General features: G+C 35.8%; 21 protein-coding genes and 1 pseudogene. 11 read left to right on the forward strand and 11 right to left on the reverse strand.

Translation table 11 applies throughout. The annotated features are described in order from the left end of the window. Positions 1-278: 278 nt before the first annotated feature. On the reverse strand, positions 279-1,415 hold the full coding sequence (gene chrA / locus HX062_RS05130) for a chromate efflux transporter (RefSeq protein ID WP_286466665.1): 1,137 nt from the start codon (positions 1,413-1,415) through the stop codon (positions 279-281). A gap of 184 nt (positions 1,416-1,599) precedes the next feature. Between chrA and HX062_RS16245 the strand changes: the two are divergent. Beyond that, positions 1,600-1,799, forward strand: a pseudogene (locus tag HX062_RS16245) (hypothetical protein); the annotation flags it as partial. Between the two features lie 265 nt (positions 1,800-2,064). On the opposite strand, the gene HX062_RS05135 reads toward HX062_RS16245, so the two are convergent. Beyond that, a complete protein-coding gene (locus tag HX062_RS05135; RefSeq protein ID WP_286466666.1) occupies positions 2,065-2,775 on the reverse strand; it encodes a hypothetical protein in 711 nt (236 codons plus the stop codon). 411 nt (positions 2,776-3,186) lie between these two features. Between HX062_RS05135 and HX062_RS05140 the strand changes: the two genes are divergently transcribed. Beyond that, positions 3,187-4,029, forward strand: a complete 843-nt coding sequence (locus HX062_RS05140; protein WP_286466667.1) for an SDR family oxidoreductase — start codon at positions 3,187-3,189, stop codon at positions 4,027-4,029. Positions 4,030-4,577: 548 nt separating this feature from the next. Beyond that, complete coding sequence (locus HX062_RS05145; RefSeq protein ID WP_286466669.1) at positions 4,578-5,513, forward strand: helix-turn-helix domain-containing protein; 936 nt, start codon at positions 4,578-4,580, stop codon at positions 5,511-5,513. A 60-nt stretch (positions 5,514-5,573) separates the two neighbouring features. Here HX062_RS05145 and HX062_RS05150 read toward each other — a convergent pair whose 3' ends face one another. The 5 genes from HX062_RS05150 to HX062_RS05170 form a co-directional block, all read right to left on the reverse strand. Next, on the reverse strand, positions 5,574-6,155 hold the full coding sequence (locus HX062_RS05150; protein ID WP_286466671.1) for a DUF4142 domain-containing protein: 582 nt from the start codon (positions 6,153-6,155) through the stop codon (positions 5,574-5,576). A gap of 15 nt (positions 6,156-6,170) precedes the next feature. Continuing rightward, positions 6,171-6,773: a DUF4142 domain-containing protein gene (locus HX062_RS05155; RefSeq protein ID WP_286466672.1), complete on the reverse strand. Its 603-nt coding sequence runs from the start codon at positions 6,771-6,773 to the stop codon at positions 6,171-6,173. A gap of 361 nt (positions 6,774-7,134) precedes the next feature. Then, positions 7,135-7,716: a DUF4142 domain-containing protein gene (locus tag HX062_RS05160; protein WP_286466674.1), complete on the reverse strand. Its 582-nt coding sequence runs from the start codon at positions 7,714-7,716 to the stop codon at positions 7,135-7,137. Positions 7,717-8,465: 749 nt separating this feature from the next. After that, positions 8,466-9,161: a YciE/YciF ferroxidase family protein gene (locus tag HX062_RS05165; RefSeq protein ID WP_286466675.1), complete on the reverse strand. Its 696-nt coding sequence runs from the start codon at positions 9,159-9,161 to the stop codon at positions 8,466-8,468. Between the two features lie 66 nt (positions 9,162-9,227). Beyond that, positions 9,228-9,899, reverse strand: a complete 672-nt coding sequence (locus HX062_RS05170; RefSeq protein ID WP_286466677.1) for a KGG domain-containing protein — start codon at positions 9,897-9,899, stop codon at positions 9,228-9,230. Between the two features lie 954 nt (positions 9,900-10,853). Between HX062_RS05170 and HX062_RS05175 the strand changes: the two genes are divergently transcribed. Continuing rightward, the gene (locus HX062_RS05175; RefSeq protein ID WP_286466678.1) at positions 10,854-11,303 is read left to right on the forward strand and encodes a DUF421 domain-containing protein; all 450 of its coding nucleotides are present in this window, start codon (positions 10,854-10,856) and stop codon (positions 11,301-11,303) included. A 192-nt stretch (positions 11,304-11,495) separates the two neighbouring features. Here HX062_RS05175 and HX062_RS05180 read toward each other — a convergent pair whose 3' ends face one another. The 4 genes from HX062_RS05180 to HX062_RS05195 form a co-directional block, all read right to left on the reverse strand. After that, entirely contained in the window at positions 11,496-14,339 is a 2,844-nt protein-coding gene (locus HX062_RS05180) for a DEAD/DEAH box helicase family protein (protein ID WP_286466679.1), read from the reverse strand. Next, entirely contained in the window at positions 14,323-14,760 is a 438-nt protein-coding gene (locus HX062_RS05185; RefSeq protein WP_286466680.1) for a virulence RhuM family protein, read from the reverse strand. Before HX062_RS05185 ends, HX062_RS05180 begins: the two co-directional genes overlap by 17 nt. A 6-nt stretch (positions 14,761-14,766) precedes the next feature. Beyond that, complete coding sequence (locus tag HX062_RS05190) at positions 14,767-16,839, reverse strand: site-specific DNA-methyltransferase (protein ID WP_286466681.1); 2,073 nt, start codon at positions 16,837-16,839, stop codon at positions 14,767-14,769. A 264-nt stretch (positions 16,840-17,103) separates the two neighbouring features. Then, positions 17,104-17,406: a helix-turn-helix domain-containing protein gene (locus HX062_RS05195; protein WP_286466682.1), complete on the reverse strand. Its 303-nt coding sequence runs from the start codon at positions 17,404-17,406 to the stop codon at positions 17,104-17,106. A 238-nt stretch (positions 17,407-17,644) separates the two neighbouring features. On the opposite strand from HX062_RS05195, the gene HX062_RS05200 reads away from it, so the two are divergent. The 7 genes from HX062_RS05200 to HX062_RS05230 all read left to right on the forward strand — a co-directional run bounded on the left by HX062_RS05200 (position 17,645) and on the right by HX062_RS05230 (position 26,244). Further along, a complete protein-coding gene (locus HX062_RS05200) occupies positions 17,645-18,220 on the forward strand; it encodes a chromate transporter (protein WP_286466684.1) in 576 nt (191 codons plus the stop codon). A 5-nt stretch (positions 18,221-18,225) separates the two neighbouring features. Next, positions 18,226-18,774, forward strand: coding sequence for a chromate transporter (locus HX062_RS05205; RefSeq protein WP_286466685.1), 549 nt, complete (start codon positions 18,226-18,228; stop codon positions 18,772-18,774). Between the two features lie 131 nt (positions 18,775-18,905). Further along, positions 18,906-19,376: a lipocalin-like domain-containing protein gene (locus tag HX062_RS05210; protein ID WP_286466686.1), complete on the forward strand. Its 471-nt coding sequence runs from the start codon at positions 18,906-18,908 to the stop codon at positions 19,374-19,376. 312 nt (positions 19,377-19,688) lie between these two features. Then, a complete protein-coding gene (locus HX062_RS05215) occupies positions 19,689-20,234 on the forward strand; it encodes an RNA polymerase sigma factor (RefSeq protein WP_286466687.1) in 546 nt (181 codons plus the stop codon). 93 nt (positions 20,235-20,327) lie between these two features. Continuing rightward, positions 20,328-21,215: a FecR family protein gene (locus HX062_RS05220; RefSeq protein WP_286466688.1), complete on the forward strand. Its 888-nt coding sequence runs from the start codon at positions 20,328-20,330 to the stop codon at positions 21,213-21,215. 39 nt (positions 21,216-21,254) lie between these two features. Continuing rightward, positions 21,255-24,551, forward strand: a complete 3,297-nt coding sequence (locus HX062_RS05225; RefSeq protein WP_286466689.1) for a SusC/RagA family TonB-linked outer membrane protein — start codon at positions 21,255-21,257, stop codon at positions 24,549-24,551. A gap of 10 nt (positions 24,552-24,561) precedes the next feature. Next, positions 24,562-26,244, forward strand: a complete 1,683-nt coding sequence (locus HX062_RS05230) for a RagB/SusD family nutrient uptake outer membrane protein (protein ID WP_286466690.1) — start codon at positions 24,562-24,564, stop codon at positions 26,242-26,244. Position 26,245 lies beyond the last annotated feature (1 nt).

Consider the following 26,245-nt stretch of genomic DNA (forward strand, 5'->3'; position numbering starts at 1 on the left):
TACAGTTTGTTGTGTTTTCTTTAATTTGAAAAGAGTGGACAATAACTCCTTTTTTGTCCAATATGTGGAAGAATGCGGAAGGGGGATATTGCAGGTTGGTTTCGACTTGCTTAGGTTTGCAGTGTAGCTATGTAGAACGCGGATAGCGAAGAACGATTGTCAAAAAATAGTAACAAGTAAACAAAGGAGGGGATGGCAGAAAGTAAGCGAGGGATTCAAAACGGCCTATGCAGTAGAGAGGGTGCAGTATTTAGGCGTAAGCTGTAAAAAAACTAGTTTTAATGGAAAGAGTAAAAGAGAATATATCCCAGTAATGCTCCTATCAAAACAATAAAAGCACTATTTATTTTTTTGAATTTGAAAACGAGAATACCACTAAGTAGGGCAATAAGGAGAGTTTGCCAGTTGAGCAAAACATCTCGTGTCATTGTAACACAAACAGCGACAATCAAGGCAACAGAGGCAACATTCACCGCGTCTAAAAAGACAGCTAATCCTTTTGATTTACGCAGTTTCTTCATCACAGGGTTGATTAAAGCTACTAGAATAAAGGAAGGTAAAAAAATGGCTAGGGTTGAAAGTAGAGCCCCGGACAATCCATTAATTTGAAACCCAATAAAAGTAACAGAAGAGAAAACCGGACCAGGGGTAAATTGACCTACAGCAATTGCATCCATCAGTTGTTCCCGTGTTAGCAATCCTGTTTGTACGAGTTCTGTATCTAAAAAGGCAAATAGAACATAACCACTTCCATAAAGTATTGACCCTATTTTGAGAAAAATCCAAAATAACTGTCGATTGGTTGAAGTGAAAAACGTACTTTCTATGCTGAGTAAAAGAGGCAAAGAGATTAAACTTTGCAAGGTATTTCGCTTTATGGTATTGATATAATACAGCGCATAGGCTAAAAATCCAGCGCCAAATAATAAAATAACTTCACTGACACCAAGTAAGGAAGCTAATAAGACGATTAGTCCTAAAACGGCTAAAAAGGAGGAGGTAATCGATTTTTTAGCTAGTGGAAAAACAGCACCAAGCATGATGGCTATAATGGCTGGCTTAATCCCGTATATAAAAGGCTGTATGTGTGGTAAGTGTCCATATGATTTATAAAAGTAGGCGAGTGCGGCTGTTATAAATATAGCAGGAAGAATAAAACATAGTCCCGCAATTATAAGGCCTTTCCATCCTCCTTTGTCATAACCAATGTGAATAGCCATTTCTGTACTATTAGGACCAGGAATTAAATTGGTAGCTCCCAGTAAATCTAGGAAGTGTTGTTCATCCATCCATTTTCTCTGTACGACTACTTCCTCTCTCATCATCGCAATATGCGCTGCAGGACCACCAAAACCAATAATTCCCAGTTTTGTAAAGACTTTGGCTATTTCTTTTAGGCTCACTTTTTCTGACATATTACTTCCTACTTATAGTTTTTGCTATCCTCGACGTTTCAGTATTATTGGGGATGATGCAAGAGGCGTAAAGCTAAGGATAATTCAATCCTCAGAGGTTATCTAAATGTAAACAAAAGGGTTTCTTGCCAATTGGCATGTTTTTGTGCAACATTTCTGTAGTGTAGTTTAAACGAAAAACAACGGATTAATTTTCCATTCTGACCAAGGAGTACACTATGCAAACTATTTAGAGTCCTTTAATGTTGTTAGAAGCATGAGTAGAACTGCGAAGCTTATCACGAACACCAAAATAAATAATAACCAAGGAGTAAAAGCTAATTATTGGGATAATAGGGGTATTGAACGTTTTTTATAACCCTTAAAACAGAAGCTATTTATGGAACTTTAATTCCATCAGCTAAGGTGGTGGGTTAGGTTTTTAAATAAAAGTCTAACCCTTTCTTGATCTAGGATTAAGAATTGATCAATAATCACACCCCAGTTTCTCACTGGCATGGACCCTTTTTTAGTTGCTTCTCTTACAGCCAAATATACGGATTTCATGACAGCTTCGTCAGTGGGTAAAGGTATAATTTAAAACAACAAAGAGGAAGCATGGGGCTTCCTCTTTGTATACAGAAAATAACGAAATATAAAAATGTACTAACTAGTAATTGTATCTACTTCCAAAACCGTAACGTTTAGATCTACGGTTATTGTTAGATGAATTTGCATTGTTGTCAGTAAATATTGAATCTCTAGATGTATTCATTGAGTCGTAGTTGCGAGAGGTTCTTGCTGAAGTGTTGCGCGAACGATTACCACGATTTGTTTGCGACTGATTTCCTTGGTTGTAAAACTGATCTTGGTCATATCGCTGATCTTGATGACCGTATTCTCTAGGAGAGTTCATGCGATAAGGACGGTCGTATTCCTGATCATATCGATTGTCCATTGTTTCATTGTATCCGTAATGATCGTCGTTGTTTTCGTAACTGTTGTCCTGGTAATTAGGATAATCCGAATAGCGATCGTCTCTTGCGTAGATTTCTTTGTTGTAATCTCTTTGGCGATTCATCGGATACGCTAAGTTTCTGTCATAGCTATCCATGTAGTATGAACGCTGATTCGGGTGGTATTCATTATCGTTGAAGTACCCATCATTTTCATAATCAACATTGCTGTCGTAATCTGGATTTCTTGAATTGTTGAATCGATAATCTTCTGTGTCGTTTGCGTTGTAATTATAGTCGTCATAACGATAATTATCTTGGTATTGATTCTCGTTGTGGTTGCCGTAATTTCTTGAATAACCAGAGTTATCCATAGTAGTTCTTTGGCGATTTGTTCTCGATCTGTTGTTATTTCGATTATTCATAGTCTTGAAGTTTTTGTGATTAATAAAAAGTAGTGACAGCTAGTATTTATTATTTCATTGCTTCAATGTTGTTAGAACTAAGGCAAAAGTCGTGCAAATAAATAATGAGTGTGAATATTTTGATTCAATCTTGCGATTTGTTCTTGTTTAAAAACAACATAAAAGTAAAGGTTTAGGCCTTTTAAGGCATGAATAATCTAATTAAAAGACTGTTTTTCAAAGTGTTGTTTATTTGTGGATGGGAAATGAGGCGGTGTTTTATTGTTGTTGCTCTTATATACATAATGTAGAAATAATACACAATATTATCTACACTGTTTGAAGAAGTAGAAAGCACTAGTTCACAAAAACAAAGCAAGTAGGAGAATAGCATGGTTTTAGTTCTATTAAAGGGAAATAAAATGAAATACTATGCAAGAAGAGAAAAAACAGCAACCACCAGGGAGTGAGCACAACATGAAAAATTATCCCGATCACGGGGAGTACACCTATGAGGGACATGGGTTATTTATAGGTAAAACAGTTTTGATTACAGGAGGAGATTCAGGAATTGGAAAAGCAATAGCCCTTGCTTTTGCCCGAGAAGGCGCCAATGTTGTATTCGTATATCTATCTCAGCAGGAGCGAGAAGATGCTGCCGATACGCTATACTGGATTGAACAGGCAGGTGTACAGGGATTGGCTATTGAAATGGATCTAGCACACGCAAATAATTGTCAGCGGGTTATTGATCAAACCATTGCGGCATTTGGTAAAATTGATGTATTGGTTAACAATGTTGCCTATCAACGCGAGCACAAAAAGTTTGAAGATATTTCGATAGAGGATTGGAAAAAAACGTATGAGACCAATGTAGATTCGTTTTTTTATATGACCAAATATGCCTTAGCGCATATACCTAAGGGAGGAAGTATCATTCATACAACTTCTGTAAATGTATACGACCCTAATCCTGGTTTATTAGCTTATGCCTCTACAAAAGCAGCGATTCAAAATATGACAGCGAGTATGAGTAAGATGTTTTTAGAACAAGGCAAAGAAATTAGAGTAAATGCTGTAGCTCCAGGTCCCGTGTGGACACCGCTGATTCCTACTACACTTTCTGATGTAGATACCTTTGGACAAAACACTCCCATGGAGCGACCTGCACAGCCTAAGGAAATTGCACCCGCCTATATTTTTCTAGCCAGTGAAGCCGCTAGCTATGTTTCAGGAGCTATTATTGCAGTAACAGGGGGACGGATTACCTTGTAAATGATACTAAAAGGATAAAATAATTGAGGGTAGTATTCTTTTTTCAACAGAAGGAGTGCTAGCCTCATTTTTTTTTAATACATTTCTAAAGCGTACGCGTACCACCTTCAATTATTGTTATGCTGTAGTAGTTTTAACTTTGACTAAACGCGGTAAAAATAGTGTATTTATATACAATATAAAGAGTGTTATAAAATTGTTATACTTTTTGAAAATATGTACATTTGTTACTTAAAAAGAAGTTTTTGAAAAAATTAAATCAGATTTAAATAATAGAAGTGGTATATATGAATCATTTTCATATGCGTCACTTTCTTTTTTTTGGTATAATTTATAAAGAAGTTGGTGCTTTTCGCTTGGGTTAAAAGGAGTTTTTTTTTAGCAACAAAGCGATGGGAATAAAGTGAGTTTTACAAGCTGAACGGTTGAGATATCTCTTATTGGTGCAAAAGTGATAGTAAAGTACAATTGAGCTTTAAATTAAATTTATTAGGTAGTGAAACTAGTGGAGGAATTTTGAAAATCGATAAATGAATTAACAAGGTCAGATGTCAATTACAATCAGCAAAAAAAGAGTCAAAGCGTTTATTGAAGCGCTTGAAGAATTGTCCAAAGGGAATTACACTAGGCGACTTGACTTGAAAGTGGAGCAAGACTGTTTTTCCCAAGCTGAAGTTTTGTTCAATATTTTGGCAGGTGATTACGAAAATAAATTCAACTATTTTATCTCCTTGCAACCTACCTTGGGCTATGAGTTTGTTACAACCACTATTATTAAGATTAGTGCACAAGGGCAAATATTAGATATTTCACTCATACAAGGCAATCAAAGCTCTTTTGATAAAACTGTGTTCATTGACCATAACGTACTTGATTTTTTGGAAGATGATCAACAGGAGAAGTGGATGAAGAATTTTTTGTTATTCATTCAAACCCCAGCCCATAAAAATTCGTTTTCTCTACAGCTAGCGTTAGGGAATAAAAAGATCAATGGATTTTGTGGGTTTCATTATATGGATCAATCACATGATATTTGGATGAGTTTTGCTTTGGTCATTCCCATTGTTCAACCAGACGCATCAGCACAAGAAGTGAGTGTTGAAAAAATGCGAAAGATGAGTCAAGAAGAGCGGAAGAAAATTCAAAAAATACACGATTTAATATCAAACAAAAACTACGAGAAGATTTATACGATTGAAGAATTGTGTCAACTTTTTGATTTGAGTAAAAATGCCTTTCAAAAAGGGTTTAAATTGTTGTATAATCAAACGTTTTATACCTACTATTTAACTAAACGGATGGAATATGCACAGCAACTACTCATTTATTCAGACTTGTCTAGTTATGCAATTGCTGAAAAATGTGGATTTTCCGATTATTCTAACTTCTTTCGAAACTTTCAAAAGCTCGTGCAATGTAGTCCAGCGCAATATCGAAAGCAACATTATAAAGGACTAAAAATTGACAGTTCTGTCATAAAGTAAACCGCCCAAATTGAAAGATTTTGAGCGGTTTAGAAAAAAAATAAAAGCTTAAAAATGTTGCTATTTCACTTGTTTATTCTTAATTAGAGTAGCTGTTTCTAGATGTGCACGCACCTCCTGTAGCGTCTCATTTAACTGGGTTCTCATGTTGTAATCATCGACATTATTGATAGCATCAATCAATACATCAGCCGCTTTATTGTGTTTTGAAATGACAACTTCCATCCATTCTTTATCAAAGTTCTTTGCGTTTGTCTCTTCTAAATCGTGTAGCTCTTCCCACTGCTTGTCTGACAAATTATGAGGCACTGCATAGATCATATCACTTGCCAAAGCATTGAGCTTTTGCAACCTGTTTTCATGGTGTTTTTCTAGTTCTGCAGCGTATTCGCGAATCTTTTCGTTGTTTGATTTTCGCTTTGCTAGTTTTGCTAATTCAACTTCAAATAGTTGATCGTGTACGACATCTACTAAATAAGAAGAATAATCTACATGTTTTTGTTCAACTGTATGTTGTTGATTGGCTTTATTTTGTTCTTTGGCTATTTTTTCAGGTTCTTTTGCCTTGGGTTGATCTTTGCATGAAGCTAGAAATACCGATAGAAAAAAGAATAAAAAAAGGGTTTTTGTATGTAATTTCATAGTTATAAATTTTGGTTATACATGATTTAATAAATTCACTCCTTGATCAATACGCAATTCAATTACTTGTATTAATTTGCTGTAGAACGTTTGTAAATCGGAATTTTTTGTGTTCTGTTTCAAGTCCCACAGCACTTCTCGAATACTGTATTGAAGCTTGAAGGTTTCATCCAAAAAATCACGATCATAGCTGCTCTTATTTGGCGAATCCAATGCGTTGATGGTGAATCGTGTACTGGCTCGAAATAGTATTTCATTTTGTTTTTCCTTGCTAATCAAGCTCTCCATTTCTTTGAGCGCATGCTCGTATTCCAGTATCATTTGTTCCGCAAATTCCTGCACTTCCGCACTGTGACTTTGGGAAATGGCTAGATTGGTATAATACAACTGAGTAGATATCAAATTGCTGAAGCGTTGCTCTAAAACATCCTGATTGGAGGTATCATATTGCTCCTTATAAGTAAAGGGTTCTGTGTGCACCGGTTTTGGATCGCTCTGTTCTTTGTATATATAGTCTTCCGAATTCGATTTGTTCTTACACGAGGTAAGAAACAAAAAAGCGAAAAAAAAGACGGTAAAGATGATCACAAATAGTTTATAGTTAATTGATACTCCCATACGTATGTGTTTTAAGTGAATAAAAGTGGCTTACCAAGGGTGTTGCTATTATGGTATGAGTAACTATGGAAATTGCCTTGAGTAAGCCACTTGATTTTCAATTCAAGCATTTTTTTATAGAGATGAAACTAGGGTGTTTTTTTACCTTCGTTTCTTTATTTTATATAGCAATGTTGCTATTTAATTTTCTACTACTTGAAGAACTTCCTTTGTACCTTTCCTCTTCCTGTTCATTCGCCTTTTCAATTGTCGCTTCTTGTACAGATTCGCTTTTACTTGGATCAACGAGACTGTAGTATGCTCCTGTTGGTGTAGGTGTGAAAGTCGTTTTCTCTCTTCAAGGGGTGTTTTGAACCATGGATTATTTCAGCTGTTGGTTTTTAATATAAGTTGCTGCTTCTAGGTGTGAACGAACCTCTTGTAAGGTTTCATTCAATTGCGTTCTAATCTTGTTGTTATCCACCTTATTAATGGATTTTATCAGAACATCAGCTGCATTATTGTGGTTAGAAATAACAGCATCTATCCATTTTTCATCAAAGTTCTTTGCGTTGGTTTTTTCTAAATCTTTTATTTCCTCCCATTGTTTATCGGACAGATTATGTGGCATCATATAGGCAAAGTCATTGGCTAAACTATTTAGTTTTTTCAATCTATTTTGATGGTGCTTTTCTAATTCAGCTGCAAAATCTTGAATTTTATCACTGTTAGATTTCCTTTTTCCCAATTTTCCTAGCTCAATTTCAAATAGCTGATCCTGGACTACATCAACCAAATAGGAAGAATAGTCTTTTTGCTGCCCAGTAATGTGCTGCTGGTTTGCCTGATTTTGATCTTTGGCAATAGCATCTGGATCTTTTGCCGTTGGACGTCGGTCGCTGCAAGATACAGCTACAAGAGCTATACATATAACAAGAAGAAAAAATATAGTATCTCTTTTCATAATAATGCGTATTGGTTAAACATGGTTTAATAAAGTAATTCCCCGATCGATGCGCTCTTCAATTTCATGAATTAGTTTAGTATAAAAAGTTTTTAAATCAGCATTGTCGGTACATTTTTTTAGGTACCCTAACACCTCTCGTATACTAAATTGCAACTTGATGGTCTCGTCTAAAAAATCGAGGTCATAATTGGACGGTATCTCCGTTTCAAGTCTATGGATCAGAAGTCTGTGCTTCGTATTAAACAGTAGTTCCTTTTGACTATCCTCATGCATCAGGCACTTCAATTCGTTAAGCGATTGTTCATATGCTGTTACTACATTTTTTGCAAATTATTGAACCATTGGATGTTCGCTTTTTTCCATCGCAGTTTTAGTATAGTACAATTGAGTGGATAGTAAACTACTGAACCTTTTTTTTAACAGCTGTTGATCCGTGGTATCATACTGCTCTTCGTAGGAAAAGGATAGGGGAGATATACCACCATTGATCTGACCCTCTTTGTAAAAATAGTTTTCTCCAACCTGTTTTTTCCTACGTGAAATCACTTGTATAAAAGCGAAAAACACGATTGAAAAAAGAATAACAAAGACTTTATATGTAAGTGAAACGCCCATAATAAAAGATGTTTTTAATGGATAAAAATGACTTACCTGGGTTGTTGTTTTCAGTATGAGTAACAAGAGCAATAACCGTCGGTAAGTCACTTGATTTTCAATCCAAGCAATTTTTTTAGAACTGAATTAAGCTACTTTTTTGACTTTGTATCTTTTGAAGTGCTAGTGTTCATTCCTTTTGACGTTTTGGATGCTGTTGAGGACGCTTTGTTTTTAGAGTCGCCATGAGCCTGATCCTCGTCTTCATCCTCTTGTTGATCTTCTTCATCATCCTCATTGTCCTGCTGATCCATAGGCTTGTTGTTGCTGTGGCCACTGGCTTCAAGATTAAGATGACATTCTCCAATATAAGTAAGCTCACAATCCGTTTCTTCTTCTTCTACTAGCGTTTGCTCAAGTAGATCTGCTAGTTCATGCTCATCTATAGCCAGAGCAAACTGGATAAGACCTCCATAAGTAGCAATTTCGTAATGTTCAATTTGTTGACCTACTACGATGAGTCCAGCATCGCGTATCATACTTTTATCTGGAGTAACCTTGATGATTTTTTGTACAATCTTATCAAAGGTCTCCATCATCGAACACGCTTCTTTTTTTGGTGTAATATGCAAGTGTCTAAAGATTCGCTCAAGACGCATAATCTGCTTTCTTGTTACAATTTCATGATCTTGAAACGCGTCTTTTAACTGATGGGTTGTTGCCGCATTTATAAAGGTAGGCAATGAATCTAAAATGGCTTGTTCTGTATTGTATATCCCCTTTAATAGGGTGATGAAAAGCGCTTTAAATTCTGCGGTTGCCTCGGTGGTATGATTCAAATTTTCCATAATTCACTTTTTTATAAAAGAAGGAGATAGCTCTCCTTCTTCTAATTGATACTTGCCTGAAGGATTTTATCTTCGAGTGTTGCTAGTTGAACGTCCGCCACCATGGGATGCACGACCACCCATTCTCGCTATTTCAGTTCGCTTGGCTTTACTCATCGACGCAAACCCGCGTCGGCTCGTACCGCTATTGGATTGTCCGGTTGAATTAGAACCAGCGTTTCTCGAAGAAGATCTGTAAGATCCACTTCTTGAATTAGAACCAGCGTTTCTTGTAGAAGACCCATAAGATCCACCTCTTGAATCAGATCCAGCATTTCTTGTAGAAGACCCATATGATCCCCCTCTTGAACCAGAACCAGAATTTCTAGTTGATGTGTTGTAGGATCTTCTTCCAGCATTAGAGCCAGAGTTACTTGAAGATGAACGGTATGAACCTCTTCCTCCTCCTTGCTTTGAGACAAATCTACCTTGAGAATCACGAGGATGATCCTGTCCATTGAAGTTCGAGTGATAATCGTCCTCATAACCTCCATCTCGTTGATCATAGTCAAAATCTTCGTCATCAAAAAAGTAGTCTAAATCTTCTTGATCCATTTGATCATCATATCTTTCATCTTCCGCTCCATCGTCATATCCGTGTTCATAGCCTAACTGATAGATCTCTTCTGCTAAATCATACAAATGAGATCCGCTGCTGTTGCTGTGAGACTGATTGCCTCTTGAATTTTGGTGATTCATAATTTATTTTTTAAAGGGTTAATATGAACTGCGATACTAGCTGTCATAAAAGCCGCAGTTGTAGTATGAACTTCAATTACTGTGCTCAATAAGAATAAGAGTATTTAAAGTAAATTTTATTCATGTTGCTATTTTTAGTGTTAAAAAAATAAATTACTGTAAGTAAACTACCTTCTGTCGAGGGTTTGACTTTCTGATTGTTCGTTATTTTTATGAAATAATTTTATTATTAACTATGTTATTTAAAAAGTAAAAAACATATAAAAAAAGTTAATTTAATTATTGTTTTTATTTTATTAAGTTAAATAATATAGTATATGGTAGTTTTAGGAGGTGATGAATTGTAAGAAGCTGTCAATCAGTTGGTTATATTTATAATGGGAAAATAACACTGGTGATCTATTGATGTAGTAATTCTGTTTATTTTAAGTATATTTTCTACATAGTGTGTATTGTTTACTCATATGTTCTACATTTTTTGTTTTTATTATTTAATTTTTTGTGTGTTTGTTCAATATTGATGTTAATTAATAGCAATGTGTGGTAGTAGGGGGGGACTTGCTATTTAATGAAGGTGAACATACTTGATTAATCTGTGAGGACGATTATCACAGCTATGGAGTAGTATTTGCATTAATACAGGAAAGTAGTAGGAGTGCTGTCTTATTATTAGAGGGTACTACTAGGTAATAGCTTGTAACAGTAGATCCGTTTTTTGTTTTTGTAAAGGAATGTGAAAGGGCCACTTTTATTGCTAAAACAAAAGAAACCATTGAATGAGAGAAAAGGATAGCAGCTATTGTTGTTTTGTGGTTTGTATTTTAGGGTTATGTTGTTGTTTGTTAGGTGTTTATCCTACTTTTTGTAAAGAGTAAAATTTCCGTAAATAATCTAGACTGTATGGTTCTTATTCTATTCGATTTTATAACGTTTGATTTTAGTCAAATCAATTCTATGGCAGGGATACTAGGTTTTATCCTGCGCAGCTTTATAATGTATTTAGTTGCTTTATTTCTTTTAAGGCTAGGGGGACTTCGCATCATGGGTAAACAAAATAGTGTGGATCTTGTAATTCTCATTATGCTTGGATCAGTTTTAAGTGCTGGATTAATGGAAATTCCGTTGTTTATGCCCTCAATACTTATAGGGATAAGCATTGTTGCTTTTAATCGGTTTTTGATGTGGCTTAGCGCAAAACATAGTATTATTAACCATTTTTTTAAAGGCAAACCTATATTGCTATATCAAGATGGTGAATTTCTTTGGGATAATATGACCAAAGGAGCTATCGGAATAAATGACCTAACGACAAGTTTACGACTACAAGCAAAACTTGAAGATTTTAGTCAAATAAAATCTGCCTATTTAGAACCAAATGGAAAAATTAGCTTTGTATTAAAATAAGTTACTATGCTTGTTGGTTTACTCCATATTTGGATATTTCGCTTCGATTTGTGCCAGTGATCCTAACCCTAGCTTTATTTTTGATCTTACACCCTTTGTGAGACCGTGTCATCATAATCACCAAGCTGATTGCATAGAAACAGCCTTCAAAATCGAAGGCTGTTAGCTAATAGAGGAGCCTATTTATGCATTTTATAATACTATATGTAAGTTTGCATCAATACTTTGTTTTACAGCATGTTCAAGTGTAGCATTGTACAGCGGTAAACCAACTAAACGGTAGTCTTTGTTTTCTACTTTTAGAACGTCTTCTTTACCGTATTTAGTAGTAATATCGTGTAGAAACTGTTCTTTCCAAGCCTCTTTACTATTGTCGTATCTCCCTGTAGCATCTTTGAATTGCGAACCTTTTGGCTCGATAAATACTTGATAATACCTAGCTGTGTCTCGCTCTTTTAATAGCAATAGAAAATCTGGTTCAAAACCCTTTCCATGTTTGAAATCGTATATTTTATATACTTGCTCATTTCTTAACAGATAGACATTTTCGTATTTTTCTTTGAAATTCTCTATCGTATTGATGATAAAATCAACCAGTGACTGTTCTTCAGATGTTCCGTGAAAGTGATTTAACGCATACCAATCCTTAGTGATAAGTTTGTTTTCGTAAGCTGTATTTTTTGAATCTTCTACAACGGCTAGTGGCTTTGCACTTTCGAAATAGTATTTAAAGGGCTTCGCTTCAAAATCACTGCCAATATGGGGGTGTATTTCTTTTTTCCACTCTTCAATGAATTGCTCAAAGAAACGCACAAATGCTTTTACTAGTATTTTAGGTTCTACCTCGTTTAAATTGTCGTATTGCTTAGGTAAATACAACGTAATATAGAGTGTACCTAAGAACTGATCTGTCCATAAATCGTCAATGGATCTAATTTGTAGCTCTTGTTGTAACTGCTCAAATCTAAACAATGATCGTTCTTTTTTAGCGATTTCATTAAACGCTTTTAAACATATATGTCTAAGATGCCCAGCCATAATGACTGATAATTTTTGCTTGATTTGTTTTTTATCCTCATTTCCTTGGTTATGGCGAACCTCGTCTTTTTTGCCATCCTCTAGGACTACCTTTTCCGCTTTATAGTGGTAAGATGGAATTGTATATTCAAATTTGAAATCTTGAATAATATCTTCTAAAGTTGTTTTACGGCGATTAGGGTTTTCAATTTTTTGGTTAGCAAATAGTTGTAGCTGATGATAGAATGAATCTTTATCATTTTTAATCTGTTCTTTAATATCAAAATACTTGATGACCTTCTTGTCATCTGGAAATAATTTTTGATTTTTTAGCTCTAATTTTAACTCGTCAATGTATCTCTCATCCTTATCTGAATGGAAATAAAATTCTTCTAATACACGTAACGGGTGATCTAAGTGCTTGTCAAATTTGCGCTTATAAGCTATGTCATCTCCATATGTAAAAGGATTGTAACGCACGCCACGACCTATCAACTGAACTTCTGAAACCGTACTTGTACCGGCTTTGCGTTTGCCCGTTTTGCTGTCTTTACTCGCATCACGACCTTCGTATAAACGAACAATATCATAAAGGTTGAGTACATCCCAACCTTGCGTTAAACGCTTACATGTAAAGATAGCCGTTATGGGATTGTTCTTGTCTTCTAAGCTATTTAATAGCCTGTCTTGATTGTATGTTGTTTTTTCTTCTCCTTTACGGCCTTTGGCGGCTTTTTCCTTCGAATGTGTGACTATGCAATTATGCTCCTTGAATGTTGAAGTAATATAAGAGATGATCGGTTGATAATTACCATTGAATTTCTCATTGATAAGCCGTACAATATCGACAATTCTACTCTGACCGATTTCATATATTTTTTGCGCTTGTTCAACCTTAATAGATTCTAGGAATTTAAAATCAGAAGCAACCAAGTTTTCTACAACGTCTCTGAAGTAGGCATAATCTTCTTGTACATTTCCCTCTAACTTTTCATCTGAATATTTACTTCTGAAAAGGATTACTGGTTTGAAGTTTTTAATGTCATAGGCTATCGCCAAATGATTGCGATACCAATTAAACAGCAAGGCTTGTAGAATACGTTGTTTTTTGTCAAAATTAGAAGATACTAAATTGATTTCTTTGGTATAACCTGCTTTTAGAAATTCTGGTAAATCGAACTTAATAATAATTTTGTCTGTATACTTAGCTGCTACGTTGGTGTCTTTTGGAATGGTTGCGGTAAATTCCAACAATACATTAGTATTGCTAGGGGCCTTTATCCCTTCTTTATGTAATAATTTAGCCGTAACAGTATTTTCCCAACTGCGTTCCACATCTTCAGCTTTGGCACCATCTTTTAGCTCTTTGAACTCTACTACATCTAGTTGCTTTTTCTTTTTAGTATCAGCATTAAAGCTATGTGCCTCGTCAGCGAGTAGAATTAAATCACGTTTTTGTAAATCGTCTAAAAACATATCATTTTCTTTTACTACATACATGGCATTATGCAATTTGTGTATGGATGTAAAGATTATTTCGATATGATCAATTGCCGGATTGTCTAATGTAGTACCATCTACATAAGGCGAAAAATTATCTACTTTGCGAACCTCAACCGTTTTATCGTCAATTACGATTGGATTGGTATACAGGTATTTATGATGAGTAGCATCTGTTAAGTTATCTTCTGTTTTACCAACAATATTATTTTGATCTACAAAGAATATAAAATTGCGATACCCCTGCTTGTAAAAATGAAGTATGCTAGCAGCTAGTACAAGTGTTTTACCTGTACCCGTAGCCATATTGAACATATAATGCGAGGCTGTGCCTGGATTTTCTACTTGTTTAATAGCTTCTGCTAACAGAAAATTTTGCATTGCATCTTCTTGCCACTGGAATAATGGAAAGCGCAAATTATCTATAATATAAGGGGGAATAACTTGTTTGGTTATTCCTAAATCATAAGCTTTATCTCTAAGGGTCTCGAAAAGATATTTATCAGGAAACAAAGTCATGCTCTATATTTTTTATTTTAATGGATTTTACCATTTTATCACAATTTGATTCTATGCTACATTCTTGACATATAGCGGTAATTTGTTGGTGTATAGGACTGTCCTCTGCACAAATGGAACGAAAGCGCTCTACGAACTCCTTGAAATAATCGTTTTCAAAAAGTGTTTTACCCTCTTTTGCCGTTTGGCTACTACTTGCACGAGCTGTATCTTTATGGCATTTGCCTGCTGTGAGCACAATGTTTAAATACTTGGTAATTAGTGTTTTGTAAGTTGCGAATAATTCAACTATACGCTCTTGTATAAGCCGAACAGTATCATACATCGCAAAAGTATCTCCCTTGACTTTGCCTGGAGAATCCGCATATAAAAGGAATGCAGATCGTTCGTATGAAGGGAAGAACGGACCATTATCACGCATAAGACATTAGTTTTTGATTTGATAAAAATCTTTTGTTAATCGGATGTTGTCTTCTGATAAATGGTAACGTGTATCTTCAACTTCTGAAAGATTGACATACAGCTGATTGTTGTCTAACATCCGTTTAAACAATTCTTTTTGACGTGCTAAACTTAAATTGATAAAAGCTTCTTCTTTGACAACGTTTTCTTTAAAATCTTTGATGCGTACATTATAATCTAAAAAGTAGCGCGTATTTAACGCATCAAAAAGAGAAATCAACTCCTCTAAACTGTGGCAGGCATCTATACACTCTTTAGCCGTTTCATTATTTTTAGCCAATTCTAAATACGTGAATGAACCACCACCTGTCCAGTTTATATGTTTAGAAATACCTGATTGTTCACCGTGTATAACATTAGTCAACCTATTTATGGATAAGGAGAGTTGAGAATCTAATTGTTCTATACCAATATATTGCAAACCATACTTATGTGCTACTGCTGCAGTACTTCCACTTCCCAAATGAAAATCTAGTACTATTTCATTCTTTTTAATGTCCGAAATTTCTAAAACTTTCTCTAAAAAGCGTTCTGGTTTTTTTCCATTTTTAAATACAACACCCCCTTCATCAGATGAATTGTTGAAGTTTTTTTCAAAATCATAAAAGTTGGGATAAGGATTTCCAATATCTTCACCTGCTTTTAGTGGTTTTCCTTGATAATAAAATCCATTTTGACCTGTTAGATCAAAAGGCTGTCTTATATATCTATATCCTAATCCATCGCCTCTTTCTCCCATTCCTATAACCTTGTACAAGGTTCCTAAACCATCATTTTCTTTTCTATCCCTTAAATGTAATTCATAAAACTCCGAAGCTGAACCTTTTTGAGTTATTAGTGAACCTCGTATATTATACTCTTTAAGACTTCCATTTTGGACTTTCGTGATTTTGTATTGATCTGCGGTATAAATCTCTACTTCATATCCATTTAGGTGGATGATTTGCTTTGGTTTATGTATTGTTTCTATTTCAAATATGTAGTCTACATCTTTGTCTTTTTCAACTTGAATCCTATTTGGACTATAATCTGCTTTTGAATAACAAAGTAATTGCTCCATTACTTTTTGATACCTATTGTCCTTTCGAAGGATTCTATTCTCATGTCTGACTTTTATGTAAAAGGCTGATTCAAAGGATAAATCTTTGAAATTATCAAGCATTATATTTAAATAACCATATTCATTATCATCACAACTTATAAATATAACACCATCGTTTTTTAGTAGATCTTTAGCTATATTTAGTCTATTATACATAAAGGTCAACCAAGTGGAATGATTAAAATTGTCATTATACTTAAAACTATCGCTTCCTGTATTATATGGAGGGTCTATATAAATTAATTTAACTTTGCCCTTAAACTCTTTTGCTAAAGAATGGAGAGCCAACAAGTTGTTGCCTTTTATGATTAAGTTATCTGTTATCGTATCTTCAGGTAAATCGCGTTTTTTATTCAGCTCTACATCTCTTGTAAACGAATTAGGTATAGCTTCGCCTTCAGCATCATAGCGAACTATTTTCTGAAATGCCTTTGGCTCTAACAAACGGTCTATCTCATCTTTTGCAATAATGCTATTGTAGAAAATCTCTTTGCGTTTTGTGATTTTTTCTACATAATCGTTGGCATCGGAATCGTATTCAACATAGATATCATGGCCTTCTTCTGTACTTTGACCACCTTCTAGAACGCAATCTTTATACGGAAAATCAAGAACATAGTCCGTACTCTCTGTTAAAAACTTACCGCCCGAGGCTAATCCGATACGATTGGCGTATTGGGTGTAAGAACCATCTAATACTTTGCTATCTAAGTAAAAAATAAATTCGTTTTGCTTGAATACATAAACGTCTTTTACTTTGATAAAAAATTTATCTCTTACTTGTTCATCAGAAATTAAGCATTCGATAAATGGTACATCCAGGTTATTTACTAGGTCTCTTACTACATTTAATCGTAAATCGTTTTCGTCATCTACTAAGCGATTATCTGTTTTAAGTAGTTGAGTTATATGTTTGTTGAAATTGAATTCGTGCATTTATTTTGCTGTGTTTAATATTCTATACTATCTATAGTAAAAAGTCGAGCTGTTTGAAATAATGTCTCCATAGAGGGGGGCACGTCATTCGTACACACTCTCAAATTAGTCGCCTCCCTTTTCCTAAATCTGCTGCTAACCGTCTTTTTGTTTTGTTTTTTAGGCTAGAACAACTAGTAACCAATTGATTTTCATCCTATGTTATCGAGTAAGCATTTGGAGTTAAATGTAAAGGGAAATATGGAGATGACAAATATTTATTCGCTATTTTAAAGATGTGCTTTCTTCAACCTCCCACGTCAACTTAGCCCCCAAAGCACGCAATACTTTTAGTACTGTGACAATCTTTACATTAGCGGTGCTCTTTTCTATTTTGGATATTTGAGCCTTTTGCACGCCAACAAGCTCACCCAGTTGAGCTTGGGTTAATCCCTTTTGCTTTCGAAGCGTTTTAATTTTGGCGCCTATCAGTTCAAATTGAATTTTAGATTCAAATAAGTCGCGTTTAGGTGTGCCAAGTGGACCTATTTGTTCATCGATGAATTGATCTAAGGGGTATGTTTTCATTTGTAGTAGGATTAGGAGACTAAATTACTTATAAGTTTCTTATTTAAGAAACTTATTGGGTGAATAACAACAAAAACAGCGACTTTGAGGACAAAAAAGACCCTGTTTAGCATTGCACTGTTATGCTTGTAGTTGAAAAGACAAAAGAGTAAAAATCTAATATACACATATGCATTAAAGCCCATGAAATAGAGAGAAAAACCTGGTTTTTTAATGGGATTTGAATTGGAATAAAACCATGAAAATCCTATCTTGTAAGCTTGTAAAATTAAGGACGCTGTGTAGTATGTTATTGAAATTATTTTTGCTTTTTACAAAGATTGGGATATTTACAATTGGGGGTGGATATGCTGTTATTCCTTTAATTGAAAAAGATATTGTTCATAGAGAATGGCTCTCACAGGAAGAATTTTATGAACTTTTGGCCATAACAGAATCCCTTCCTGGTGTATTTGCAACTAATATAGCCGCCTTAGTAGGTTTTAAAATTGCGGGAATTAAAGGTGCCTTATTAGCCGCTCTTGGAACGATATTAGCTCCTTTTATTATCATTTTGCTGATTGCTATATTTTTTAGTCGTTTCCAAGAAAATATATATGTAGCCAAGGCATTTAAAGCATTGAGACCCGTCGTAGTTGCCCTAATAGCCGCACCCTGTTATACTGCTTTTCGCGTAAATAATTGGGGGCTAAAGAATTTAGTATTGCCAGTACTAGCTTTAGCTTTAATGTGGTTTGCAGCTGTATCTCCGCTATGGATAATTCTCGCAGGTTGTGTAGGTGGAATTGCCTATCATAAAATGGCTAAAAGCTAATTCGTATGATTTTTTTTAAGATTTTTTGGGTGTTTATCAAAATAGGAACTTTTGGATTTGGAGGGGGGTACGCTATGTTATCACTCATTCAAGAAGAAGTTGTGGACAAAAACAATTGGATCTCCAAGAGTGAATTTACCGATCTGGTCGCTGTATCTCAAATGACTCCTGGACCTATCGGGATTAATTCTGCTACTTATGTCGGATTTAGTGCGTTGCACAATCAAGGCTATTCCGCTACTATTTCAATCCTAGGTTCTCTTATAGCTACGGTAGCATTGTGTTTGCCATCATTTATCATGATATGCACCATCTCTTATTTTTATTTTAAATTTAGAAGCAATAGATACTTCGCCTATGCTTTAGCGGGAATAAAGCCTTTAAGTATTTCTTTAATTGCATTAGCCGCATTGAGTATGAGTAATGATGAAAACTTCATCGATTATTATAGTTTTGCCCTATTCTTAGTAGCCTTAGTTTGTTCGATTAAATTTAAAGTTCACCCCATTATAATTTTGTTCGTCTCCGCTATTATTGGTCTACTGATCTATTAAATGAAGACGCCTGTATAACCAACTTTAGAGGGAAATACACATTGATCGTTAGGGAATTTGAACGATATTCGCCTGGGGGAGACAGCATCGTAAATTAAAATAAGCTTTACCTTTAGCCAAAATTGAGACGTATGAGAAAAAAGATATCCCTTGTAGCAGTTGCCTTATGTGCAATTGCCGTAATTGCATGTAAAAAGCAAGAAGCAACAACGCACTATCAATCGGAGCAACTACTAGGTGTATGGGAACTTTCATCGGCTAAGATTTACGATAAGGAAGCGAAGTTTTTAAGCGACACTACTCCTAAAGACGACTTTGGATGTGGGCGCTTAACTTGGATTTATACCACTGATCAACTAGACATTCTAAGCTATGTTGGCCAAGATAATACAGGCAACTGCCTTGAAGAAAAAACAAGCTTGCGTTACACACTTCAAGCAAATACAATCAAAACAACAGACGAAAGGGGAGTAGAAGACGAGCTGTTGATAACAAGTTTGACCGATGATGAATTAGTTGTAATGACTGCATTGCCTACTGCCGTACCAGATACGGTCAACGCCATTAAATATGTTGAGCTCAGGTGTAAACGAGTGAAATAATGTTGTTTTTTTGGTGATTGTTGTTAGTCAATTGGCAGATCGCTTTGCAAAGGAGACTTGGTAAGGCGTACCCTGTGTATGGACTTCCTATTTGTGGTTGTACTTCTTAACGCATTAGTAACTTTATGGGGTAATTAATCCTTTACAGCGGGTTGAACGAATGAATAAATAAGAGTTTTAAAACTTGTAATGGGTTTAAATTCAGTGTCTTGATTGTAGAGTATACTCGTTTTTGAAACTTAATGATTTAGTAAAAGCAAATGCTAATCCTCCGTTGCACCGAATAAATACTTTTACGCTTAAAAACAGCCTATGTCTAAGCGTAATGATTACCTACTAGATCAAATCTACTTGGAACTATGGAAACCTCTCTATTCCTATGCTTATACTATAACGAAAGACAGTAAGCAATCAGAGGATATTATTCAGGAAATTTTTATTGACCTTTGGAAGCGAATAGACCAACTTGAGGTTCAGAATATAAAATCTTATTTATATGCGGCAGTCAAGTACAAGAGTTTTGAGTATATGCGAAAGCGTCCATTTACAACTAATGAGCTGGAGACTGCCTACCAAGCCTTACAAGAATGCGATCTGATGACTGAGGAAGAGCAACAGCTTTTCAAAGCGTATTTATTAGCTCAAATCAAACAAAAAGCAGAAGAACTCTTACCAGAAAAATGTTATCAGGCCTTTCAATTGCGCTTTTATGCTGAACAGTCATATGCCGAAATTGCTCAAGTGATGAATATCTCAGAACATACAGTAAAGAATCACATTGTTAAAGCCTTACAAACATTACGCGCCAATTTACCTTATTCCATTGAACTAATTTTTCTCTTCGTTTATCTATGTTAAGACAAGGTTATTGAAGTTAACTTTATGTAAAGTTTCTAACGATCACTAGTCCAGGTTTTGTTTTTCGACACTCTATAGAAAACAACCTGTTGTATGGATAAAAAAATAAGAGCTATTTTACAGCGTTTTGCACAAGGGAAGACTACTGCCCAAGAAAATGCTTTTCTAGATCGTTGGGTGGATAAGATGAAAACGTCTGGTCAAGAACCTAAAGAAGTTACGCTTGAAGCTGAACGCACAGCCTTGAGAATAAGAACGAAAATTCAACAACACCATCAACAGCGAAAACGCAGGCGCACAAAGAGAAAGATTGTCGCTTTTGGATTAGCGACTGCCCTCCCGCTGTGTTTCTTTATTTGGAATCCCTTTCAATCTAAATCTGCGTTAGAGTATATCGCCAAGGAGGAAATGACCCTAACCTTAGCGGATCAATCTTCTGTTATTCTGTCCAAAGGGAGTTCCCTTGTGGTTGCGGCAGATTTTAATCAGGACAATCGACAGGTAACGCTAAAAGGAAAGGCAGCATTTTCCGTTACTAAGAACCCTAATCTAGCATTTGTTGTTCAAACGAAAAATATCCAAACAACTGTATTGGGAACGAGTTTCGTGGTTGACGATGCTGATGAAACCTATAAAGTAAAAGTCAATCACGGGAAAGTAGCCGTTTTTGAGCGAGAACAAACCAGACTTTTTGTACTGCAGGCACAAGACAGTATTGTGTGGGAAAATCACCACCAAAAGGTCAATACGCTTGATCAAACTAAATCCTATTTCAATTTTGACGGAAAAGAGCTACACCATGTTATCGCGATATTAGAATCCTATTATCAAGTGCCTATTTTCCTTAAGGATCAAACAAAAGCAAACCTTATTGTACAAGGAAATTATCCTAAAAAAGAACTCTATTCAATTTTAAACAGTATAGGATTTATTCACAATCTCTCCATTAGTAATAAAAATCAAACCATAAGTATTCAATAGTAAACGAGTAATAAAACAATGATGAATTCCTTTAAAACTATGAAAAACAAACTTTATCTGCTTTTGTTTTTTCTTATTGCAACAACAGGATGGGCGCAAAAACGCGCGCTTAATGAAGTGGAAGTACGGTTTTCCAGCCAAGAAGTAACTGTAGCACAAATTATTGAAGTGATTGAGAAACAAACAGAATTTCAAGTTTTTCTCGACAAAACGATCAATACAAAAAATAAGATTAGCTTACCTGCTCAAACCACCTCTTTGCAAAATGTATTACACACATTGCAAAGCAATTGGGCAATTGCCTATCAGCAAGACGATCATTTTCTCTCTTTAAAACAAGCTAAATTTCAAGGCAAATCAATGACTGCATCAGGTGTGCTTGTGGCAACAGATGGGTTAACTCTGCCTGGGGCAACTGTTGTCAACCTAAATTCTAAACAATCTACAATGACCGATTTGAATGGGGTGTTTAGCATAGAAGCTAAAGAAAGCGACTTGTTAGAGTTCTCCTTTATGGGATATCAATCGATAGTGCAAAAAGCCGCTACAGGAATGCATCTAACGTTAAGCGAACAAGCCTCTGCTTTAGATGAGATTGTCGTAATCGGATATGGAACCGTGAAGAAAAAAGACCTAACAGGCTCCGTTGGACAGGTAAGTGGACAGCTAATTGAAGAGCGAAATACCACCCAAGTATCTCAAGCACTTCAAGGACAGATGTCTGGAGTAACCGTTACGCGAAATAGCAATAAAACAGGAACAGGAGCTACTATTCGCGTGCGCGGAATTACCACAATTGGCGATAGTAATCCACTAATTGTTGTTGATGGTGTAGCCCAAGATAATATAGACGAAGTAAATCCAAATGATATTGCCGAAATTTCCGTTCTTAAAGACGCCTCCGCAGCCTCTATATACGGTGCTAGAGCAGCAGCAGGGGTGATTCTAATCACCACGAAGAGAGCTAAAAGCGGAGAATTTCTATTTAATTATAAGGCTGATTTTGGAATTGATAAACCAACAGCCATCCCTAAACCTGTGGACTATAAACGCTATATGGAAATGATGAATGAGTTGTCTTGGAATGATGCAGCTAACCCAGAAAATGGACAACACAGCATCTATAGCCAAGAAGCCATACAATCGTGGAAGCAAAATAATGCCCTGAATCCTGACCAATTTCCTATTACTGATTGGCAAGATATCTTACTCAAAAAAGCAGCCTATCAACAACGTCATGCCTTTTCAATGTCTGGAGGTGGAGAAAAAACCAAATCGAGATTGAGCATAACCTATGACAATAACGAAGCCATGTATGCGATTGAAAACTTTAAACGTATTATGATGCGGTTGAATACAACCGTAGATATCAATTCCTTCTTATCCGGAGATGTGGATTTTTCCTATAATTCAACCAATCAAACCTCACCAGTAACGAACCCTGTTTGGGAGGCTATACGCTATGCGCCTATATATGCAGCTACTTGGAAAGACGGCCGAATTGCAGAGGGGAAAACAGGGTCTAATGCCTATGCAAGACTACATTATGGAGGACAGAATAAACACTATTCAGATAAAGCTTATGGACGATTCGCTTTACATATTACACCAGTAACCGATTTAAAAGTGTCTTTGGTTGTCGCTCCTCAACTGTATTTTAATCGAAGAAAGAATTTTACCAAACAAATTCCCTATTACGACGCCCAAGATCCCACGCGTTTTAACGGTTATATTAATGGACATGCTAGTACTCAGCTCGTTGAAAATAGAAATGAAGGTAAACAGTTGACCAAACAAGTGTTGATTAACTACAACAAAACCTTCGATGATCACAGTTTTAATCTTCTAGCCGGCTATGAAGACAACTTTAATTCTGTAGAAAGCTTAGGGGCTTCTGCAACGAATATGGAGCTGGATAATTATCCATACTTGGATTTGGCCCCAGTAGATTATATGACCAATTCAGGAAGTAAATACGAAACAGCATATCGTTCGTTTTTTGGGCGATTAATATATAACTACAAGGAGAAATACCACCTCCAAGCCAATGTTAGAAAAGACGGTTCTTCTCGTTTTCATTCTAAGTATCGCTGGGGAACTTTTCCTTCTGTTTCTGTTGGGTGGACCGTTTCGAATGAGGAATTTATGCAAGACCAAAATGTATTCAGCAACTTAAAACTAAGAGGATCGTGGGGAACGTTGGGTAATGAACGAATTGGAAACTATCCCTACCAATCGTCTATTGGGTTTTCAAATACCCTGTTCTATCAAGATGGACAAATTCTGTCTTCTTTAACTGCAGCCCAGATTCAATATGCTATAGAAAATATTACCTGGGAAACCACAACCTCAACCGATTTTGGTGTGGATATGTATTTCCTCAACAATCGTTTAGGTATAACAGCAGATTACTATAAAAAGAAAACCAAAGATATGTTGTTAGAGTTGGAAATTCCCGCTTTCATGGGGTTTGAAAATCCAAACCAAAATGCAGGTGAAATGCACACAGAAGGTTGGGATCTTGATGTTACATGGCGAGATCAGATCCAAGATTTTAAGTATAACATAGGATTGAATGTGTCGGATTCCAAAACCAGAATGGGGAATTTGAATAATCGTATTGTCATCAGTAATAATCAAATTATAAGAGAAGCAACACCTTATAACGCTTGGTATGGCTATGTTGCTGAAGGCTTATTCCAATCTCAAGAAGACATTGACAACAGTGCTTTATTGACAGTAGCAACTAAACCTGGTGATGTAAAGTACAAGGATATTAGTGGCCCGGATGGGGTGCCTGATGGTAAAATTTCTGCCGATTACGATCGTGTCCCCTTGGGTAACTCTCTTCCTCGTTTTACTTATGGGGGATCCATTCACATGGAATATAAAGGCATCGAATTGGGAATGGCTTTTCAAGGTGTCGGAAAACGCCAAAGCCTATTAACCGAAGAACAAATGAGACCTTTCCAATCCTCATGGGCAAGCCCAATGCAAGAAATTGACGGCCGCTATTGGAGTCTATATAACACTGAAAGCCAAAACCTAGCCGCTAAATACCCACGATTATCCCAATCAAGCGCAGAAAGTAATAACTACAAAACGTCTTCTCTTTGGTTGGTTAATGGCGCCTATTTTAGAATTAAGAATATTACCCTCGCGTATAACTTCCCCAAAGAACTAACTAAACCAATTCTAATCGATCGACTCAGAGTTTATATGTCTTTGAATGACTTCTTTACAGTGAGTAATTATCCTAAAGGTTTTGATCCTGAAACACTTTATAATTCGTATATCACCAAGTCTGTCAATTTTGGTGTGTCCGTTAATTTTTAAATGATATTATATGAAAAAAGTATATTTACTATTCGTCTTATTAGGGTTGACCAGTTGTGCTGATTTAGACCTAAACCCACCAGCTAATGCCTCAACAGAAAATTGGTATGCTGACAAAAATGAATATGAAATTTCCATTGCCGATTTTTATAGAGAATATTTATGGGATCTGGATATTAATTGGGCCACAGAACGCATGAGTGATAATTGGTCCCAACGACAAGTGATGAACAGCTATGCATCTGCTGGAATTAATAGTGAATGGGCCGTGTCAACCAATTTTTGGCACGATACGTATAAAGGTATTTCAAGAGCCAATACCATTCTTGTAAATCTAAAAAACAACAAAGGTAATTTAAGCGAAACCGATAAAAAACAATTTGAAGCTGAAGCAAGAGCATTTCGTGCCATCTTTTATGGGCGATTGATCTTTTACTTTGGAGATGTACCTTTTTATACCGATAAATTAACCATTGAAGAAGCCTTTTCTATGGGACGTACGGATAAAAAAGTGATATTAGATCAAGTATATCAAGATTTTGACTTCGCTCTAGAACATTTACCTGAAGTATATGAAGGGGTAAGCACTGCTCGATTGACTAAAGGAGCAGCCTATGCATTTAAAGCAAGAACGGCATTGAATCTCTTGGATTACAAAGTGGCAAAAGAAGCGAGTGAAGCTTGTATTAAACTAGGAGTGTATGAATTACATGATAATTATGCTGAATATTTCTTGTCCAAAACTAAAAATGCCAAGGAAACTATTTTTGGTATTCCTCGATTAGCCACGTTGAATTCTACCTTACAAGTAAAGAATTTTGTGACTCGAAATGCAGGTGGGGCAAACGTAGCTCAACCGTCTTGGGAATTGTTTGCTTCCTATTTGTGTATCGATGGAAAAACAATTGACGAATCCCCTTTGTTTAACTCCAAAGAGCCCTTTAAAAATAGAGATCCTCGCTTATTAGCTACCATAGCAGAGTTTGATCAACCTTTCCTAGGTTATGTGTATAATCCACGTCCTGATGCAACTAAAGTCCTCCATACATCTACAGGAAAACAAGTTAAGAACAAGGATACCAGAAGTGTAGATACGTATGCTTCTTATAATGGTTTATCTCTTAAAAAAGGAGTGGATGAAGATTGGAGCGAAGAGTATTTAATGGAAAATGATATTATAATTATGCGCTATGCAGATGTATTATTAATGTTAGCTGAGGCTAAGATCGAGTTAGGCGAACTAGATCAACAAGTGACTGAGCTAATCTACCAGGTCAGAGCAAGAGGCTACAACAATAGTGGAATCACAGCTCCTGCTGTTGCCTTAGGATCACAAGCAGAAATGCGACGACTTTTGCAAATAGAAAGAAGGGTAGAGTTGGCCTGGGAAAATCGAAGAATCGAAGATTTAATTCGATGGAAATTAGCAGAAAAAGCGTTGAACAGACCCAACTATGGCTTGTTAGATCCTAAACCTCTACAAAGTCAGGTAGTAGATAAAAACCTTTGGTTTTGGTCAGATACTCCTACCATTGATGCCGATGGATTACCAAACTTTGATCGCTTAGTCGCTAGGGGAACCATCAAAGTCTTAGCAACACGCGCTTTTGATACCCAAAAGCAGTACTTATGGCCCATTCCATCAAAAGAAGTAATCATTAACCCGAATATAGATCAAAACCCTGGATATTAAG

The sequence above is a fragment of the Myroides sp. DF42-4-2 genome, from assembly GCF_030326445.1.
In the GTDB taxonomy this organism is placed as follows: domain Bacteria; phylum Bacteroidota; class Bacteroidia; order Flavobacteriales; family Flavobacteriaceae; genus Flavobacterium.